The sequence below is a fragment of the Anoxybacillus sp. PDR2 genome (assembly GCF_009834045.1).
Lineage (GTDB): Bacteria > Bacillota > Bacilli > Bacillales > Anoxybacillaceae > Anoxybacteroides > Anoxybacteroides rupiense.
The window spans coordinates 582,945-601,444 of sequence record NZ_CP047158.1 but is presented as its reverse complement, the minus strand read 5'-3'; the positions used below and the strand labels follow the sequence as shown (position 1 = coordinate 601,444).

14 protein-coding genes and 2 pseudogenes are annotated in these 18,500 nt (G+C 40.2%); 5 read left to right on the top strand and 11 right to left on the bottom strand.

The window, feature by feature from the left end; all coding sequences use genetic code 11:
• Positions 1 to 518 precede the first annotated feature (518 nt).
• A complete protein-coding gene (locus tag GRQ40_RS02825) occupies positions 519 to 737 on the top strand; it encodes a hypothetical protein (protein ID WP_044741756.1) in 219 nt (72 codons plus the stop codon).
• Between the two features lie 147 nt (positions 738 to 884).
• On the opposite strand, the gene GRQ40_RS02820 is transcribed toward GRQ40_RS02825, so the two are convergent.
• The 5 genes from GRQ40_RS02820 to GRQ40_RS02800 form a co-directional block, all read right to left on the bottom strand.
• Complete coding sequence (locus GRQ40_RS02820) at positions 885 to 995, bottom strand: methionine/alanine import family NSS transporter small subunit (protein WP_159719336.1); 111 nt, start codon at positions 993 to 995, stop codon at positions 885 to 887.
• A gap of 17 nt (positions 996 to 1,012) precedes the next feature.
• Positions 1,013 to 2,506 carry a sodium-dependent transporter gene (locus GRQ40_RS02815; RefSeq protein WP_159719335.1) on the bottom strand — a complete coding sequence of 498 codons (1,494 nt, stop codon included), beginning with the start codon at positions 2,504 to 2,506 and terminating at the stop codon, positions 1,013 to 1,015.
• 402 nt (positions 2,507 to 2,908) lie between these two features.
• Positions 2,909 to 5,671, bottom strand: a complete 2,763-nt coding sequence (locus GRQ40_RS02810) for a dynamin family protein (protein WP_159720735.1) — start codon at positions 5,669 to 5,671, stop codon at positions 2,909 to 2,911.
• A gap of 1,231 nt (positions 5,672 to 6,902) precedes the next feature.
• Positions 6,903 to 7,373: a CBO0543 family protein gene (locus GRQ40_RS02805; protein WP_159719334.1), complete on the bottom strand. Its 471-nt coding sequence runs from the start codon at positions 7,371 to 7,373 to the stop codon at positions 6,903 to 6,905.
• A gap of 45 nt (positions 7,374 to 7,418) precedes the next feature.
• Positions 7,419 to 7,892, bottom strand: coding sequence for a hypothetical protein (locus GRQ40_RS02800; protein WP_338079025.1), 474 nt, complete (start codon positions 7,890 to 7,892; stop codon positions 7,419 to 7,421).
• A 355-nt stretch (positions 7,893 to 8,247) separates the two neighbouring features.
• On the opposite strand from GRQ40_RS02800, the gene GRQ40_RS02795 reads away from it, so the two are divergent.
• Entirely contained in the window at positions 8,248 to 8,715 is a 468-nt protein-coding gene (locus GRQ40_RS02795; protein WP_066146731.1) for a hypothetical protein, read from the top strand.
• Between the two features lie 505 nt (positions 8,716 to 9,220).
• Here the strand turns inward: GRQ40_RS02795 and GRQ40_RS02790 are convergent.
• The 6 genes and pseudogenes from GRQ40_RS02790 to GRQ40_RS02765 form a co-directional block, all read right to left on the bottom strand.
• Entirely contained in the window at positions 9,221 to 9,553 is a 333-nt protein-coding gene (locus GRQ40_RS02790) for a DUF3147 family protein (RefSeq protein WP_044741762.1), read from the bottom strand.
• Positions 9,541 to 9,966, bottom strand: a complete 426-nt coding sequence (locus tag GRQ40_RS02785; protein WP_044741763.1) for a MarR family winged helix-turn-helix transcriptional regulator — start codon at positions 9,964 to 9,966, stop codon at positions 9,541 to 9,543. Before GRQ40_RS02785 ends, GRQ40_RS02790 begins: the two co-directional genes overlap by 13 nt.
• A 185-nt stretch (positions 9,967 to 10,151) precedes the next feature.
• Positions 10,152 to 11,606: a protein adenylyltransferase SelO gene (locus tag GRQ40_RS02780; RefSeq protein WP_066146724.1), complete on the bottom strand. Its 1,455-nt coding sequence runs from the start codon at positions 11,604 to 11,606 to the stop codon at positions 10,152 to 10,154.
• Positions 11,607 to 11,880: 274 nt separating this feature from the next.
• Positions 11,881 to 12,348: pseudogene (locus GRQ40_RS02775) on the bottom strand (RNA-guided endonuclease InsQ/TnpB family protein); the annotation flags it as partial.
• Positions 12,349 to 12,532: 184 nt separating this feature from the next.
• Positions 12,533 to 12,715, bottom strand: coding sequence for a hypothetical protein (locus GRQ40_RS02770; RefSeq protein ID WP_159719332.1), 183 nt, complete (start codon positions 12,713 to 12,715; stop codon positions 12,533 to 12,535).
• A 384-nt stretch (positions 12,716 to 13,099) separates the two neighbouring features.
• Positions 13,100 to 13,684 carry a DedA family protein gene (locus GRQ40_RS02765; protein ID WP_159719331.1) on the bottom strand — a complete coding sequence of 195 codons (585 nt, stop codon included), beginning with the start codon at positions 13,682 to 13,684 and terminating at the stop codon, positions 13,100 to 13,102.
• A 637-nt stretch (positions 13,685 to 14,321) separates the two neighbouring features.
• Between GRQ40_RS02765 and GRQ40_RS02760 the strand changes: the two are divergent.
• From GRQ40_RS02760 to istB, 3 genes and pseudogenes are all read left to right on the top strand, one after another.
• A pseudogene (locus GRQ40_RS02760) lies at positions 14,322 to 15,201 on the top strand (IS982 family transposase).
• Between the two features lie 1,257 nt (positions 15,202 to 16,458).
• Positions 16,459 to 17,721: an IS21 family transposase gene (gene istA / locus GRQ40_RS02755; protein ID WP_066329642.1), complete on the top strand. Its 1,263-nt coding sequence runs from the start codon at positions 16,459 to 16,461 to the stop codon at positions 17,719 to 17,721.
• Positions 17,718 to 18,482 carry an IS21-like element helper ATPase IstB gene (gene istB / locus GRQ40_RS02750; RefSeq protein WP_066329639.1) on the top strand — a complete coding sequence of 255 codons (765 nt, stop codon included), beginning with the start codon at positions 17,718 to 17,720 and terminating at the stop codon, positions 18,480 to 18,482. The genes istA and istB overlap by 4 nt, the downstream gene beginning before the upstream one ends.
• Positions 18,483 to 18,500 lie beyond the last annotated feature (18 nt).

The window sequence follows — 18,500 nt, the reverse complement described above, 5'->3', positions numbered from 1 at the left end:
GATGCTTTCAAAACGGTTGACAGATAAGCACCACAGCCGAGCGAGGATGCAAACGGAACAAAAGATGTTTATATGAAGGTTGTTTGTCAACAATCTAGCATTTGCGTTTTAGTCCTGCTTCTTGATCGCTTGTCCTCTCCTATTCCTCTATCTTTTTCCTCCATGATTCAATATTTCAAGGTAATAAAAAGAAGCCCTATGCTGATGACCGGAACGCTAATCTATCTAAATGATAGATTTCTCCGTAGCTAGAATTGCAGCTGGATTTATATGTAAAATAACAGGGGTGTTGATGATCCAGTAAAAACCCATTGACATTGCTTGATTCCTAGCCTTTCTGTCGTAGTCGGCAAGCGAATGGCTCATCAACACTTGTGATAAAATCATATTGAATTTTTTGGCCTTATACAGAACCACCCCAGCATCAAATCGTACGAATAGAAGATGAATCCTTGCCAAGCATTGAAACGTACTGCATACATAAGGGAAAGATAAGAAAAAAACGGAGGTGAAAAAGGATGAAGCCCGACGTCAAAGAAAAAATAAAAAATTGGTTATTAGTGATTATGATTTCAGCACTTGTCGGTTCATTTTTATTGTTCTTTTTAGGCTATTATCGGACAGGGTTAGCTGTTGGAGCCGTGTTTATGTTTCTTTCCCTGTTTTTGGGACAATGGTATTCCGCTAAAAGGGTAGATGATTTATATCATTCCGAATACAAAAGAAACAAAAGATAACGAGCCATTTTCGATCTACTCAACGATATACATCCATAGAAATAATCTCTTCCTTATCTGAAGCTTTTGCTGTCCGCGATCGCTTCTATACAAAGCAAAAAGGACAGAGAGCGTTTTTCTCCCTGTCCTTTAAAATATAATGACGTTTCAAGCTTTATTTTCTCTTGCTTTTTTTACAGCATGCGTAATGCTTGCTGCAAGTCCTCCCCAAATCACTACAATTCCCACGATCATCATGACTATGGCACTTGTTTCCATGTATTGAAACCTCCTCCCTAGTCTACTTTAGATGTTGCCCCTGCAGGCCACCGTTTTGCTGAAAACATCCATCCAACAAGTACGACCAGAGCCGCAACAATCCAACCAAACACTGTCACAAACCAAGTTTCATAACCGCCATAGTTTTCCGCAATGTTCGTTCGAATATTATCAAACATCATGTAGCCTAGCACAAGCGGTGTAATGACACTTAAGCAAATTTTCCACCAAGCTCCTAACATAATATCTGAAATAGCGTTAGCATGCGTTTGCAAATGATTCAGTTCACGCACAATCCATGCAATGAAAATGACCTCAACCAATCCTGCTAAGGCAACCCCGAAAGTATTAATAAAGTAGTCAATTGTATCAAGGAAATAAAGCCCGCCTTTAGAAGCAAACAAAATCGACAAAATAGCGGCCAAGCCCCCGCCTATCGCTACTGCTTTATGACGGGAAACGCCAAACTTTTCTTGAATTCCTGCCACATACGTTTCTGAAATCGAAATCAGCGAAGTTAATCCTGCTAATGTTAATGATAAAAAGAATAGAACGCCAAAAAACTGATTAAATGCCGGAAACTCATTGATAATTTGCGGGAAGACAACAAACGCCAGACCGACGCCGCCAGAAACGACCTCTTCCACAGTTTTTCCTTGCTGCTGTGCTAAGAAGCCCAACACACTAAAGACTCCGATTCCTGCCAGCAACTCAAAGCTGGAGTTGGCAAATCCTGTAATAAAAGCATTGTTTGTCAAATCTGACTTCTTTGGAAGATAGCTTGAATAAGTAATCATAATGGCAAATGCAATAGATAAGCTAAAGAAAATTTGGCTGTAAGCAGCGATCCAAACTTTTCCTTCTAAGATCCGGTCCCAGTTTGGCTTGAAAAATGTATTTAGCCCTGTTGCTGCTCCATCCAATGTCACGGCTCGAATGACAATAATTAAAAATAACACGACTAATGTGGGAAGAAAAATCTTATTTGCTGTTTCAATCCCCTTCTTAACTCCATTAAATAAAACGATAAGCGTAACCGCCCAAACAAGAATTAATGGAATAAAAACACCTGGAACAATTCCGCCAAACTGTCCTGGGGTTTCCACAATCTTCAAATAGTCTCCAAATAAGAATTTCTCCGTATCGCTTCCCCATTTTAAATTAAATGAAAACACAGTATAGGACATCGCCCAAGCGATAATCACCGCATAATACGTAGAAATAACAAAAGAAATGAGTACTTGCCACCAACCAATCCATTCGGCCTTTTTGTTGATTCTTAAAAAAGATAAAGGCGCAGAACCGCGATACTTATGACCAATCGTAAACTCCAGAACAAGAATAGGAATCCCTGCTGTCAGTAGAGCAAATAGATAGGGAAGAAAAAACGCTCCGCCACCATTTTCGTAAGCAACAGCTGGAAATCTCCAAATATTCCCCAATCCAATAGCAGATCCTGCAGCAGCTAAAATAAATCCAGCGCGTGTCCCCCATTGCTGTCGATTTTCCATGCCAATAGCCCTCCTTTAATTTGTTAGTTTTTTGGCTGAACACCCTCTCTTTTTGCCATCTCCAACAAAAATCAATCTGAATTAATAGTTTTTTCATATTTTTTAAATTATATAAAAATTATACTCTTTTCTATTATCACTGTCAAAATAATATTTCAGAAAATATACTTTAATCAGTATATTCCAAATTCAGCTTGACACATTCTTTTCATCAGCATGGAATTTGAATTGTTTTTTACGTTTAGGCAGCGAACAATGCTATCTTAAACTCAAAAATATTAAAAAGAATCAATTGTATTATCTATAAAAATGTATAAATATAATATTTTGTTTAAAATAATAAATCGTCGATTCCCTTGCTGAGAATCGACGATTGGAATCAGACACAATCATCCAGTTGTTTTAGCTCGGCTTGGTTACGCTTGAAAAGCCCCTGTTTGCTGATACGACCATCCATTCATACTGGCGCAGCTTGACAGCAAATAACGTGAGCGGATCATGATACATTTCTGGATTTGTTTTCATCTTTTCTAAATCTTTTTCTTTTTTATAAATCTCTGTTTTCATTTCATCCACTGTCTGATTGAGCGCAGCAAACGATTTACGGAAGAAAATAGAAATATCGCGCTCAAGCGTTTTTTCAAACAGCTCGAACTGCAGAAGCAGCTGCTTGATAATGGATTCTGTCACATCGATATAATCCTCATTTTCAACAAATTGTTTATATCTATTATATAACATGAGATTATTTTGCTGGAATACTCCAAACAATTTTCCGGCACCTTTCAATAATATTTGATATGGGGTACGGCGCAGAAAAATATTCACTTTTTCCAGCTCTACACTGCTCGTCATTCGATCAGCATCACGCTGCCAGTCATCAAGCACTCTAAAATCGCATAGCAGCTGAAGCCGTTCTTCACCAAACAATTTATTAAATCCTTCGCCCATTTCATGGAGGAACGCTTGGCAATCGTTCAGTTCATCATTCGCTGTGTCAATCCAATCTTGCAACAAACGATACAGCTTCGGCAATACGCGTTCATGTACATGAGCGTCGATTCTTCGATTCATTTCATCATTTAATTCTAAATGAATGCTGCGGAAATCGCTGTCTTCTTGAATCATCTCAGAGCATCCGCGCAAAATCTCCGGAATCTTCTCCGTTAAATCTTCCTTGACTTCCGCTAATACTTTATCGAAGGTCCTTGTAATCGTCCGCACTTTTTCATTTTTTAAATCCGCCAACTGATTGATGGCACCGCTTAGCTTTGCCACCATCTCTTCATTCCAGCGAATGGAGTCCGCTAATTTTTCCTCCATTTCTGTCCATTTACTCAATAAATGATGAATAAACTGCTGGGTAAATATTAGCATCTTTTCGACCCTGTCCGCTTCTGTAACGCCATGGTTCAGGCTTCTAAAAAATTCGTGAATCTCATGCTGCTGCTTCCGGCTTCTTAAATAAGAGGAATAGGCCAATACCTTTGCGTTTGGAAAATAAGCCTGCACCCTTGAGCGTGTCTCCTCTAAAATGGCAGCTGCTTCATGCTCATCATAAATTTCATCCATTTTGTTTACTAGAAAATGCACAGGAAGATGCGGCGCGCACTCCCGAATATACATAAGAATTTCTTGTTCATTTTCAGTAAACGGATCATTCACATCCAATACAAATAAAACGCTATCCGCTAAGTGCAAATAGTTTTCTACCGCTTCTTCCAGTCGGCTTCGATGATTAAATCCAGGTGTATCAATAAGCGCCAGGCGATTCTCTTGTAAAATAGGCGCTGGCAGTGAAAACTCCATAATGGAGCTGTTCATTTGCTTGTTCAGTCGTCTATCAATCGCTTCCTGAAACTCGTGAAAGTTTAAAGTAATTAGCTCATCATCTGATACCTTTCGAATCTCCGTTTCTTCTCCTCCTCTAAAGACAATAATAGAAGAGGTCGGAGCCGTTAAAATATTTTCGCCAAGAAGTGAATTGACAAACGCAGATTTGCCGTTTCCTGAAGCTCCCGCTACAAAAACACGGTATGTCTGCAAATCCATCAATTCCTGCATCAGCCATCTATAGCGGTAGCCACGGTCTGCCTTCTGCGACTCCGCCCATCTAATAATCGAATTAAATAATTCAAGGCTGTATTCTAAGCCGTCAAATTCATTTTTCGCTTGAAAGATAAGATCTTCGGCCTCGCGGACAATCTCGTCATTTAAGCTGTTCGGAAATTTCTCACTCCATGCCAGCACAGCCGCAGAAGCAAACAAAACATAGGAATGATTGGCGATTTTGATCCAGTTTGTTAAAAGATTAGGGATAAAATTCTCCACATCTCTTAATAAGTAAGCTCCGCTAATTAATTCAAAATACGTATCCTGATACAGTTCGGATAATCTTTTCCACGATTGCTTGCGGTTCGCTCCTAAATGAAAGAATAACTCATTAAATTCCTGAAGCCATGAAAAATAGGCCCGATCATTTTGATAATGAGTCCATAGCGCTTCCGCCAGCTGTTCAAATCTTCCTTGATCCAATTCATACAATACAGCTAAGCACTTTAAAAAATACGATGGCTCGAAAAGCTTTGTATAGCCGCGTTCTGCATAATCGATTAACATATCAAACCAACGCTGCGACTCTGTCCGAATGGCCTCATTTGCCGCCAACTCGATTGCGCTTTTCCAATCTCGATGCTTTTCGAAAAAGCTACGAGCCATTTCGGTCACATCTCCATAATCAGGATGAAACGCTACCGCTTGTTTAATAATTTGATCCGCTTTCTCCATATTGCCTTGATCGATATACAAGGAAAACAGCTGCAGCAACACCTCTGCTTGCAAAACGGCGCTTTCTGCTTCAATCGATTTATAAATCTCTTCAGCCATCGACAGCTGTCCAAGCTCATAATAACAATCAGCAATGTTTTTCTTCGCCCACGGCTCTAAGTCATTGTGGGTATTTTCCCATTTAAAAATCGCCGCTTCATAATCCTTTTTGTGAAAATATACCTCTCCTTGGGCAAAACGAATGGCCGAGATATCAGCTGTACCGTCTTTATATCCTTCAAGAAATGCCTCTCCAAGTAAATGAACGGGATCCTTCTCTCCCGGCGTCATAAATGTTTCATAAAATGTTTTTTTGATCAGTTGATTCTCCAACATCATTCTTATCCCCCGATCTCTATATTTCATTGTCTATCATCCTTATAGACGATATCATCTTCATGTGAGGCATGATGATGAACGATGACAACAATTTATATGCTTAGGCTCCCGATCACATCATGTATTGAAAATATACGGCAATATAATGGCGCTTGTATTCCTTTGATCGAATACCAATAGACGAATGTTCACCAAGATATAGGTGATAACAAAAAGCTTACGGAACACGAATGATCCAATCAGTATTTGTTGCTACGCCAGCAAAATTTTATCGAACAGAATAGAATCTTTGATTCTCTGTTATCGTCATTTTCCCATATCTATTTAATATATTAGATGAAAAAAGTGAAATACCTTTTCTTTTTTACTCTTTCCTAACTTCATCGGTTTCCTTTGCGATTCTAGCAGTCTGATCATCAACACGCATCATTCTCTTTCCGTCCACAGTATTCTAGCAGACTTACATTTTCATAAGGTTTCAAATTGCTTTCATTTATGATACAGATTTTTATCACGATGTAAAAAACAATCCAGTTTTCGGAAAAATAGATCCCATATAGAGGCCCATAACTAAAAATTTCATCAACAACAGAAAAATGAAAATCACACTTTGCAGAATTCTCTCTACCTCCTTCCTATAAATTAAATAAATGGAATCAGGTGTGTTGATGATCCAATACCCCCCATTGACATTGCTTGATTCCCCGCTTTTCTGCTGTAGTCGGCAAGCTAGATTGCATGCCCTCCTCGAACAAGAACGCTGGCGTCTAGCTCATTCATTCCATGTTTTTAGTAAAATAACGGATTATTAACACTTGTAAAATGGAATATTTTTAGGATACCGTATCGTTTTTCGTCCAATGACTGGATCGAATCATAAACCGTTTCCTGAGCTATAGATAGCTCTGAAAGCAGCGTTGCTTTGAGCTTTTTGTAGCGTGTGACAAAAACTCTTCCGGTGATTTGTCTCCAGTTGCCAAAAAATCATTTATTTGATCTCCAATATACCGATGACATGATAAGGCATGATGATCGATATCACTTGCTCCCTCAACCTTTGATCCCATATGTGCGAGCGTTGATCATCCGCTTTCGCCGGTCGAAAGACAAGTCAGTGACTTGTTTTCCGACCACGAGCTTTAGCAGATACCGTTTATTCATCAGATGTATATAGAACGAGGGCAATAAATGTAGCCATTTTCTCTAGCGCTATGAGTCTTCAATATGTATATCATGATTTTGGTGAGATCATGTCAGCTTTGCTTAGCCTGCGGAAGAAAGAAACTTGAAGAAGAAGCATTCCATATAAAAAAGGATAGGAGATCGCTGAATACCATAAATTCCAATGATGATGATATAAAAAACCGACACGTACCGCTAACCACTCATAAAAAGTGGAAAAAATGCTCCAGCCCAACAGATATAAGCTTTTTTTCTTCCATGTTCCATCGTAAGGATACCAGTTAATAATGAGCATGGAAGCGGCAGGATATATTCCGAATAAAACCAATAACGTTTTGGCTTCGATCATAAAAGGATAGAAAAAACCATACAGATCATATTTTTCGGCAAATCGGTCGACGATCTCTGAAGTAAACAACGCAAATAAAATGCAGCTATAATATTCAATGCGCATTAATTTCTTTTTCATCATAATCGCAATAAGATTAAATACAATAATGGAAAAATAAGGAATCCACAATCAAAACCACTCCTACCATTTATTCTGCATTCTTTCTTATATTCTTTATGGTTTGTAGCTTTCCACTCTGCATATCCATTGATAATATTTTAAAATCAGTATGAGCAAAAAAGGATAGCTCAATGCAGAATAGATTAAATTCCACCAGCCGTAACGCAAATAGCCCCACGGTTCCGGCAATAAAGCACTCGCTTCGTATAAAACGATCAGAATCCAAAAACTTATAAAACAAACAACGCGTTTGGATAACGAATCTCTAAAAGGATACCAGCTTAAGAAGAGCATATTGACAGCTGGGATCAGCACTACTCTTGCAGGAAATGACTCCCATTTAATCTCTTTTGTAAAATACCAATACGCTTCGTATTTGGTGCTTAAATACAAATCGACAATATTCTGAAGCGCAATCGTAAAAGTCCAAATGTGTATGATTTGATTTTTTGTCAAGCGTTTATTTGTCATAAAAGCCGCACAATTAAACAAAAGAGCGGCAACAATTAATCCGAACACTCTATTCATCCTTTTTTTCTTTTTACTAACAGTTTCATCCTCTCTTGTGCAATTTATGCGAAAACTTAATAAAAACCAATCCTTCAAGCTTTATAAAGATATAGACATTTCGACGGGTGGGTCCTTGAACAACACCACCTTGTTTCCGACCATGGATTTTTACAGATATCGTTCATTCATATTTATATAACCCAATGACAACAAGTGAATCAATTTTATCTGACACCATAAATAGAAACTTATGGACACACTATCTTATGAGAATAAAAACTTTTCTCTATTTTTGTCGAATGGATTTATAAAATAAATAAAACTTGTCCAAAATCCTAATATAGATACCTTTTGAAAAGAGGAGCAAAAATATATGTTCAATCAAACCCTTCTTTGGATTTCGTTTATTTTTCCTTGGTTTCTGCTGCTATTTTTTCATAAACAAAAAATTAAACGATTTATGGCAACCGGCTTTCTTTGTGCGTTAATCATGACGATCATTTTTCAATTGGGCGAAAGGCTCCATTGGTGGACTGTCAAAGAAACCATTTTTCCTCTCACACATCTAACGCCGATGATTTACAGTTTCTATGTGGTTGCTCCCATCATTGTTTTGTATTTTACTTTCGGAAACTTTTGGTTTTACATGCTTGTCAATGCGGTGATGGATATCATCTATGCTGTCGGTCTCATGAAATGGTACGAATATCTAGGGATTATGGAGTACCACAATATCAACGACTTCTCAAGATTTTTGATTCTTCAAGCCGTCGCTATTCTTATTTACTGGTTTCAAAAATGGCATGACTCTTCCTCCCTTAGCGGTTCTCCCTACGCCTAATCATAACGGAGGATTCGCCAGACTAGATCAACGGAGCATCTCTGGATAGAATGGCAGCAGACGGTTTCGAAGGTCATGTCAAAAATAGGCATACACTTCCTTCTTCATGTAGGCGTGTGGCAAAGGCCTGAACAACACGTCCCCATGCAAGTCGGAGTGTTGTTTAGGCACTCGACCAGCGAAAAAATCATATAAAGCGACAAATGTTGAACGGCCAAGCTTTTCTCTGTAGTGGGAATGTTGCTTTGCGGTTGATTCACTCAAGGAATGACAGGATAGATGGACTACCAATGATAGGATACCTCTCCCACCTCTTAGCGGAGTGGAAATGGAGGAAATAGCTTTGCTTTAAGATTCCAGACCTTGACAGAACAATAACCGCCCCCTTTTTAACAGGGGGACGGTTATTGCTTTTTTATTTCTTCTTTATCACTTGTAATCACAGACTTCTTGAAAGAAAAGGCTTCATTCAGCATAAGATTAAAACCTAACCACCAGCACTGCGCTAGGAATGGGCCATTAGCTTTTGAATCGCTAAAAAGAGGCTCCAGGCCGCTACTCCTAATCCAATGGACAAAGCCAGTGGAAATGAAGCTCTCAAGGATAAAGCGACTATTAATAATAAACAAGCAGTCGCTGGAAGCCCCCATAAAACACCGAACGCAAACTCACTTAAACGCTTTGTTGGTTCACCTTGAACATAAAGCCAGCATAAGCTTAATAAACTGACTAACGGCAGTGCTGCTATAGCTCCGCCAAATGTAGGGAATCTTCTCGCCACTTCCGTTACAATCCCGATCATGATGGCAGAAATCACAATTTTCACTAACGAAAACATTTTTCTGCCTCCTCACTCAACATCGAAAAAGCCTTCCGTATCATTTCTAAGTCGGATGAACTAAAATTCTCTAATACTTTTCTTAGTTTGTCTCGATCAAGCCGAGTATGCCGATACAGCACGCGTCTCCCTTCTTCCGTTAAAGCCACAAACACTTTTCGTTCGTCTCTACTGCTTCTTTGTTTTGTTACAAACCCTTTTTGAATCAGCCTTTTTGTATGCTCAGAAGCGGTATTATGAGATATATGGAGATGTTCCGCCAAGTCTCCGATCGTCGCTTCCCCATTTTTTTCAATGTACTGAAGCAATCGAACCGCTTGATGAGTAAGCGGCTCTTCGTGAACGTAGTGCAGTAAATAATAAATATTTGTCCATTGTTCATTCATCGCTTCAATCATGTCATCCAATGACATTCAACATCCCCCCTCCTTTTATATCATATTATACGATATATTCTTAAAAAAAGACATATAAAAATCGTTACGCATAAAAAACGGGCCAAAAAGTAATAAACTGAGGGAATGAATGATCACTTTAACAAAAAATGAGAGCTCGAAACCGATCTCTCATCAACCACTTGCTTATTGAAGGTTTTCCATTACGTCCCACAAAACGTCCGATAAGGGCGATCGGACGGCGGAGGCAGTTGGGCATACTCATTTTGTTCCGAAGAATAAGCATAAGGATCGGAAAGAGCATGAAGCAGCCGCTCCATTACGCTGTAGTCCCCATGCTCAACCGCCGCTTCTAATGCTTCTTCAACCCGATGATTGCGCGGAATGATCGCCGGGTTGCTGTTGCGCATTAACTCATATACTTCTTCTTTTGCGTGCGGCTGTCTTTTAAGCCTTGCTTGCCACTTCTCATGCCAAGCGCGAAATTCTTTTGCGCAAAATAGCGGCATTCCTTCAAGCTGCCCCAGTGTCAATGATCGAAATGTATTCGTGTAATCCGCCTGATGTGTTTGCATCAGCTGCAATAGCTCGGTCATAAGAGCGGCGTCTTGCTCCTCCTCTGTGTACAGGCCCAGCTTCGCCCGCATTCCCGTGAGCCAATGCTGCTGATACAGGTTAGGAAATGCCGAAAGCGCCGCTTCAGCCGACTCGACGGCCTGTTCCTCCTCCTCATGCAATAACGGCAATAAACTCTCCGCCAGCCTTGCTAAATTCCAGCCGCCGATATATGGCTGGTGGCCGTATGCATAACGGCCTTGCGTATCAATCGAGCTAAACACCGTTGCTAAGTCATAGGTGTCCATAAAGGCACAAGGGCCATAATCTATCGTCTCGCCGCTGATCGTCATATTGTCCGTATTCATCACCCCATGCACAAAACCGACTAATTGCCACTTGGCAATCAGCTCGGCCTGACGCTTGATGACTTCCTCAAGCAAGAACAGATAACGGTTAGGCGCCGTCTCAAAGTTCGGAAAGTGCCGTTCCAGTGCATAGTCAGCCAACGTTCGAAGCTCTTCAACCGTTCCCCAATTGGCCGCATATTGAAACGTTCCGACGCGCAAATGGCTCGAAGCAACCCGGGTTAAAATCGCTCCCGGTAATTCGGTCTCGCGAAAAATGGTCTCACCCGTTGTCACAACGGCTAAGCTGCGCGTAGTCGGGATGCCAAGGGCATGCATCGCCTCGCTAATGATATACTCTCTAAGCATGGGGCCAAGCGCCGCACGCCCATCCCCGCCACGGGAATATGGTGTCCGCCCTGAACCTTTGAGCTGAATATCCAATCGTTCGCCCTGAGGCGTGATTTGCTCCCCAAGCAAAATCGCTCTTCCATCCCCTAACATCGTAAAATAGCCGAATTGATGCCCCGCATAGGCTTGCGCGAGAGGCTCCGCTCCCTCTGGAACCTGGTTTCCGGCAAGTACGGCGACTCCTTCCTCACTTGCAAGCGCTTCATCATTTAATCCGAGCGAAACAGCTAATGGGCGATTCAGTATAACCAGCTCCGGAGAACCAACAGGAGTCGGAAGAAGCTTGCTGAAGAAACGATTGGGCAAGCGCGCGTAGCTATTATCAAAATTCCATCCCTCGTTCAATCATCTCATCTCCTTTTGCGGCAGATCGATGCCGCGGTTCGTTAAGCTTATTTTACGTTTGTTATGATGATTATATAAAGAAAAAATGTCTATTTCTTCTTTCGTGAATTAGAAGATAAATCGTTCATTTTCTATGCTCAACCTATGCTATAAGTGAACTACCCACCCACTTATCAACCTTACGATTTGATTGAAGTGGGGGCTTCTCGGGTAATCCCGTCTAGTGACAGGAAAATGGACCGAGCGAATCTTCTCGTTCCAAGAGTTATATTTTTTATGCTAACACCAGTAAGCGTAATCCTTCGTTTTTAATACTGATCGCTGAATTGTGATCTCGATCTAATACAGCGCCGCAAGAACACTTGTACACACGTTCGGATAACGGCATTTCTTGTTCTTTACCGCAACAAGAACACTTTTTCGTTGAAGGGAACCACTTATCGATTTTAATCAGTTGTTTTCCTCGCTCTTTTATTTTGTATTCTAAAAATTTTGTGAACATACCCCAACCGTTATCATGAACGCTTTTCCGGGAATGAAGGGCTTGAGACATCCCTTTCATGTCCAAGTCCTCAATGATCACAGCATCGTAAGTTATGACTAATTCTTTTGACTTGTGATGAAGAAAGTTCATTCGTTGATTTGCTACTTTTTCATGTAGTTTAGCCACTTTTAAGCGCTGTTTTCCCCAGCGTGCAGAACCTTTCTTTCTCCGCGAAAGAATCCGTTGTGCCTTTGCTATATTGTATCGCCAATGGCAGTGATTATAAAAAAACAAAGCCGATTTTGCTAATTACATTTACTACTCCAATACCAATAGGAATTTATGTTGATGATATATCTTTCCTGTCACCTTTGCTTTGCGATTATCATGGTCAAATGCTGTAAAAACAAAGCGACCTTCGCATATAGGTCGCCCGATAACATCAAATACTTTCTTTTGTCTTTTTCATATACCGCAACAAAATAGCCGTGCCTCCCATATTCATGATAATGCTTGCTCCAAGTAAAACCGACCATAGTATGGTAGGCATCGATAAAGTTAATGATAGCATGAAGAAAATCAAGCCGATCGACACACAAATAAGCCCTTGAAGCAGTTTAGACAAGTGAATGCCCCCCTTTTTTTAATTTTATTTTATCACACATTCGTCCCATCATTATAAAATATTGTTAAAAATTGTTTGGATCGGGGCAATAAACCAACTTTGAATGTTTATTGCAAAATAAAAATGCAGAGCTTTGCAGAGAATTTGGCTTATGCCAACTTTACATGGAGTGGTGGGCGTGATAGCCTTGTTAGGCGAAGCCAGCCCTTGATATTGCTGGCTTTCTGGCTTTTTAATCACGCCCACAGAGGCTTCATGTCAAGTTGCAATTCTCTGCACTTTTCTTTGCAAAACTCTGTATTTTTTCTTTGCTAAAAACATTTGAATGTTATTTTATTATTACTTGCTTTCTTCAGTGGTGTTCATGAAAATAAACTGAATGGTTTACTTTAGCATTCTTTTTCTAATAAACAGAATAGCAAGACAAAGAAACAATAAGGCTAAAATGGCATAAACCACATTGGAATAGATATCCATGTAACCCACAACAGTTTCCCACGATCCACCAACTGCAGCACCAATATTAACAAGAGCTAAATTCCAAATCAATGTTCCTATCGTAGTCAATACTAGAAAGACGCCAAAATTCATATGTGCCATTCCCGCTGGCAAGGAGATCAAGCTTCTAATTAAAGGGATGAAACGACAGAAAAAAACCGTCCAAACTCCATACTTCGCGAACCGTTCATTTGCTTTATGAATATCTTTCTTTGTCAACCGAAGTAGATGTCCCCACTTCTCCACGATTTTCTCGATTCGCTTTACATCAACAAGTAATCCAATACCGTAAAGAACAATCGCTCCTGCTACCGATCCAATAGTAGAAACTACAGTTACCCCAAAAACACTTAAGTTGGTATGATTAGTCATAAACCCTCCAAATGTCAATATAACCTCCGATGGAATTGGCGGGAATAGATTTTCTAAAGTAATCAACAAAAAAATCCCCAAATAACCAAATTGCTCCATTATATTCGTAATCCAGTTCGTATCACCCTTTTAATAATCAGAAATTTTCAACATATTTTATGCAGTCAATGACTGTATCAATCATTCCCATACACAAAAAAGATACCGAAACAACAAAATAATACTATCTAGACGTATTTTATTGCTCCTATAACACGGTTTCCTTTCTCTCCAGAACTTTTTACCATTCCGGCGGTCGTTTTCCCGTTATTCATCATTCTATGTACATAATTGGACACTTTCATCTACCATGCATAGCATCTTCATCAACCATCGTGGCTTTCCTGTCCCCCATGAAGATGAGAGTGTCCCCTGTTTCAATGGCAAGTATAGCGTTGCTTCTTGAATTTCAAGTTCACCCTCAGTCTTCTCTTTAACGGGTTTAGAAATTTTGCATTCGTACCTTTCTTTCTTATTCTTTCACTACAGAAAGAATAAGGAGAGCGATATTTCCTTTTAATCATTCTTTGTTCAGCTCGCAAACTCCCATTGAATTACTTAACATTATCAAATATATTTCGATTATAAATTATACCCGTGGTGCTAGATAATTTTGAATAAGCAAAAAAAAAGAGCCCTTGCTTGTGGATCTCCTTTAAAATGAAAGTGCGACCAACCATTCGAAAGGAGAATCCCCATGCAAGAGCACTTTCATTTTACTACAAACCAAGCAAACATTCAAAAACAATACGAGGCGATTCTGTCTTTTGTTTCCACTCAACTTTCGCTTATGGATTCATATCTTCAACGTCACAATCGCCACTTGATGAAACCAAAAGATGAGGTGATCATCGCTATTCATATCCTTGGGAAACTGTTTGGATTTACTTCTGAGCGCGCGTGGCATCGCTTTGTGATTGGGAATTTGTTTTCAGTTGATGATTTTCCCAAACGTTCCCGTTACAATCGTCGCGCTCGAGCCCTTCGTTTCGCCATCAAATGGATTCGTCAACAGGTAGCCAAGCGTGGACAGCACCATGCCTATGCCGTAATCGATAGCCTCCCCCTAGAATGGTGTCATGCAGCTAGAGTGTATCGTGTGAAACGGTTTCAAGGCATGGCAAATATCGGCTATTGTGCGTCCAAAAAGCAGCGTTATTATGGATTCAAATTTCATCTGCAGGTGACAAATCAAGGTCTACCTATGGGGTATGTGGTAACCGAAGCACTTTGCCATGATAAAGCGGTAGCCGAAACCGTGATGACACAAGTTCCACACCCCTATACCTTAGGAGATAAGGGATATATCAGCGATGTATTACAAAAAAAAGCTATACAAGGAATATCAAATGGCACTGTGGACGCCTACTCGGAAGAATCAGAAGAAGCGCAAATTAAAACGATGGGAACAGTGGATCAAGCAAAAGCGCAAAGTCGTCGAAACCGTGTTTTTTGTTCTCGTTGGTCAGTACCGCATAACAGAGATTCGCGCTAACTCTATTGCAGGTTTTGAAGTTGCGCTAGATGGCATCTTGTTGGCCTATTCACTTGTTATACTCGGGCTAGTTGAGCGTTAATGTTCAACTAGCACCACGGGTTAATTATATGATTTAAATCCAGCAACATCGAATCCCTTTTTTGGCTTTTTATAACCGTTTCAGAGTAATCGGGTTTAGCCACTTTTGCTGATAATATTACAAAGCAGGCGGTTTATATCTTCACCATCCTCAATGATGGGAATATTGATTGAATCATTCATCTTGCTGATCCGCACAAATGATGATGATTCACTAAATAAGACCTTCTCATGCCAGATTTCGCTATACCAGTTCTGCCGCTTCCGCAGAGGCCACATTCCAGCTTATTGCTGAAAGCAAATTTTCTGCTTGTCTTTCACACCGCCTTCGGTTCTCGCCTTTTCGATGCAATATGTCCTACACTCCCTTGCTGCCAATCGGCTCGCGATAACTTTTTGACATAAAACGAATCTCCTCGCCGTAATTGCCCAGTTTTCTTTTGAACATTAAATCGACGGTAACGTCCCTTCTTGGCAACAAAGCGCCTTTACACTTCACATGTACCCTGCCATTCGAATCTTCCGTACTTGGTTTTACCTCCCCCCATTCCGTTTCTTTGTAATAACATAAGCGCCGATTCCGACCATAAGGCAATCGAAAGGATAATAGCGTAAATCCCGAAAGCACATATCCATGATATGTAAACAGATAAAACCCCCTTTCGGCCTTCAATTTTTCAGGAGAATAAAGCTTGCGAACCGTCAAAGCCCTGCAGCTCTACTCAATTAACAAATGTCTCTCACTAAGCAACCGGTAAACTCTTACGTACGTTAATCACTTACCACAACAACTCTTTCATCGTCATGATCAAACTCTCCATTTAATTCATTTTGAATAGCCGATTCATTACAATGATCTTATGCGGTCTAAATTGGGCTACCGTATAAGAGGATACCACCCCCCTTCTCATTCATCATTCTTCCGATTCGGGGTAACGATTAACCCCTGCTTCTTTAACTCAGCTTTTATTTTACGAGTTCCATAATTCTGGCGTGGGAGATCCCAATGATTTTAGAAGTTAAATCATCCTTGGATGCCCTTTCTTTCGCTTCATAATATAAGTACTTCTTGGTAGTTGTAGGACTTTGCACATTGCTGATATCGGATATTTGTGCCTGTTATTCTTGATCACATTTACTTTCGTCCTAGTACCAGTGTAATCACCGGTGATAAAATCCCCAATAACAGCGGTTTAAAATTCCCCAAAAATAACAGATAATCGTTTCGAAACAACATCTTAAATGGAGTGGAGAAACGATGCTGAAGGTAGGGGAGTTTTTTATGATTCGAGAGTTATATCAGAAAGGCTGGACTCAAACAGCGATTGCCAAAGAAACAGGTTTTGATCGGAAAACCATTCGTAAGTATCTAAAGGGGGACAAGCTTCCAGAGCGTAAAGTCAGTGAGAAAAAAAGAAAAAGCAAACTAGATCCTTATAAAAGCTATCTTCTTCAACGAATACAAGAAGGTACGACGAATTGTGTTGTTCTCCTTGAGGAGATCCAAGCGATGGGATACACTGGCAAGATGACGATATTAAGAGATTTTGTTCGACCGTATCGAGAACAGCCAAAGAAACAAGCTACCTTACGGTATGAAACACCACCAGGCAAACAAGCTCAAATGGACTGGGCCTATGTGGGAAAGTACTTGGTGGATGGTCAATATCAAGATATTTATGCTTTCGTGATGGTACTTGGTTATTCCCGAATGAAGTATGTGGAGTTTACGACCAATATGAATGTAGAAACATTAATGAAATGTCATATGAACGCATTTGCTTACTTTAACGGCATTCCTGAACAGATTCTTTATGACAATATGAAAACCGTTGTTCTGAAACATAGTCCCATCGAAATTCGATTTAACCGGACGTTCGAGGATTTTCTAGCGTATTACGGTATTGTTCCAAAAGCATGTCGGCCGAAACGTCCACAAACAAAGGGAAAAGTAGAAAGAGTGGTAAAGTATTTGAAAGATAATTTCTTTCAGCGAAAACACGAACCTACTCTCTATGCATTAAATGAAGCTGTTCGTACATGGCTGGATCAAGTGGCCAATCGAAAGCCGAATCAAACGACGAATGAACCGCCAATTCAACGTTTGGAACAGGAACAGAAGTTCCTTCAAGCATGGGGAGTCAAACCATTATTCCCGACATGTCGCTGGGAGACACGAGAGGTAAGTCGAGATTGTTTTGTTTCATACAGAGGAAAAAAATATTCCGTTCCGTATCGCTATGCAGGACAGGTTGTAAAAGTGAAAGAAACTCTCGACCATCATATCGAGATTTATGATGAACAGGAGTGTATTGCCAAACATCCGATTTTGACAGGAAAAGCAACTGCTCATATTCAAATGGAACATTATGAGGGCTTACATACAAAAGAAAAAGGACAGAGAAGAAAAGGCGTTCAAGGTTTGGCGACCAACGACCTTTCTTCTTCTGCCCCATCTCCTAAAGTAGAACAACGCCCTCTCGCTGCTTACGCAGCATTGGAAGAAGGTGAGACTGTATGATGAACGAGCTGTTAATCGAACGCTTAAAAAAGCTTGGTTGGCACCACACAGCCCACCAACTAGATAGTTTATTAGAAGACGCTTCTAGAGATAATGTATCATATTCTGAGTTTCTAAACACTATTGTTTTACAAGAAATTGAATATCAAGAGTCTCAACAACTAGAAAAGCGAATGAAACGAGCCAAATTACCTTCTATCAAAACGATTCATGACTTTGATTTTTCCTTTCAACCGAGTATCAGTGAAAAGAGAGTCAAAGAAACGCTGACCTGTCGGTTTATTGCCAACGGGGAAAATCGAATCTTACTAGGCCCACCGGGTGTTGGAAAAACGCATTTAGCGATTTCCTTTGCGGTGGAAGCTATCACTCAAGGGTATACCGCTTTATTTTTAACCGCAGACGATGTAGTGGCTGAATGCCGAAAGGCAAACGAAAAAGGGACTCTCCAGCGATTAGTGAATCGTTGGAGTCGTCCAGATGTACTCATTATGGATGAGGTCGGTTACTTTCCTTTTGATGAGCTAACGGCGAATGTCTTTTTTCAGGTCGTATCGAAACGATATGAACAAGGCTCTATGATCCTCACATCGAATAAATCCTATCTCGAATGGGGGAAAGTATTCGGTGATGATGTACTAGCGACAGCGATTTTAGATCGCCTATTACATCACGCCATTACCTTTAATATCAAAGGTGATTCTTATCGTCTACGAGAAAAGAAAAAAGCAGGAGTTTATCCTGCCCAGTTGCCTAATTAAACGTTCATAATGGGGAAT

Coding starts and splice junctions, on each gene's coding strand:
- GRQ40_RS02825 (WP_044741756.1), top strand. CDS start 519: ATGAAGCCCGACGTCAAAGAAAAAATAAAAAATTGGTTATTAGTGATT.
- GRQ40_RS02820 (WP_159719336.1), bottom strand. CDS start 995: ATGGAAACAAGTGCCATAGTCATGATGATCGTGGGAATTGTAGTGATT.
- GRQ40_RS02815 (WP_159719335.1), bottom strand. CDS start 2,506: ATGGAAAATCGACAGCAATGGGGGACACGCGCTGGATTTATTTTAGCT.
- GRQ40_RS02810 (WP_159720735.1), bottom strand. CDS start 5,671: ATGATGTTGGAGAATCAACTGATCAAAAAAACATTTTATGAAACATTT.
- GRQ40_RS02800 (WP_338079025.1), bottom strand. CDS start 7,892: ATGAATAGAGTGTTCGGATTAATTGTTGCCGCTCTTTTGTTTAATTGT.
- GRQ40_RS02795 (WP_066146731.1), top strand. CDS start 8,248: ATGTTCAATCAAACCCTTCTTTGGATTTCGTTTATTTTTCCTTGGTTT.
- GRQ40_RS02790 (WP_044741762.1), bottom strand. CDS start 9,553: ATGTTTTCGTTAGTGAAAATTGTGATTTCTGCCATCATGATCGGGATT.
- GRQ40_RS02785 (WP_044741763.1), bottom strand. CDS start 9,966: ATGTCATTGGATGACATGATTGAAGCGATGAATGAACAATGGACAAAT.
- GRQ40_RS02765 (WP_159719331.1), bottom strand. CDS start 13,684: ATGGAGCAATTTGGTTATTTGGGGATTTTTTTGTTGATTACTTTAGAA.
- istA (WP_066329642.1), top strand. CDS start 16,459: ATGCTGAAGGTAGGGGAGTTTTTTATGATTCGAGAGTTATATCAGAAA.
- istB (WP_066329639.1), top strand. CDS start 17,718: ATGATGAACGAGCTGTTAATCGAACGCTTAAAAAAGCTTGGTTGGCAC.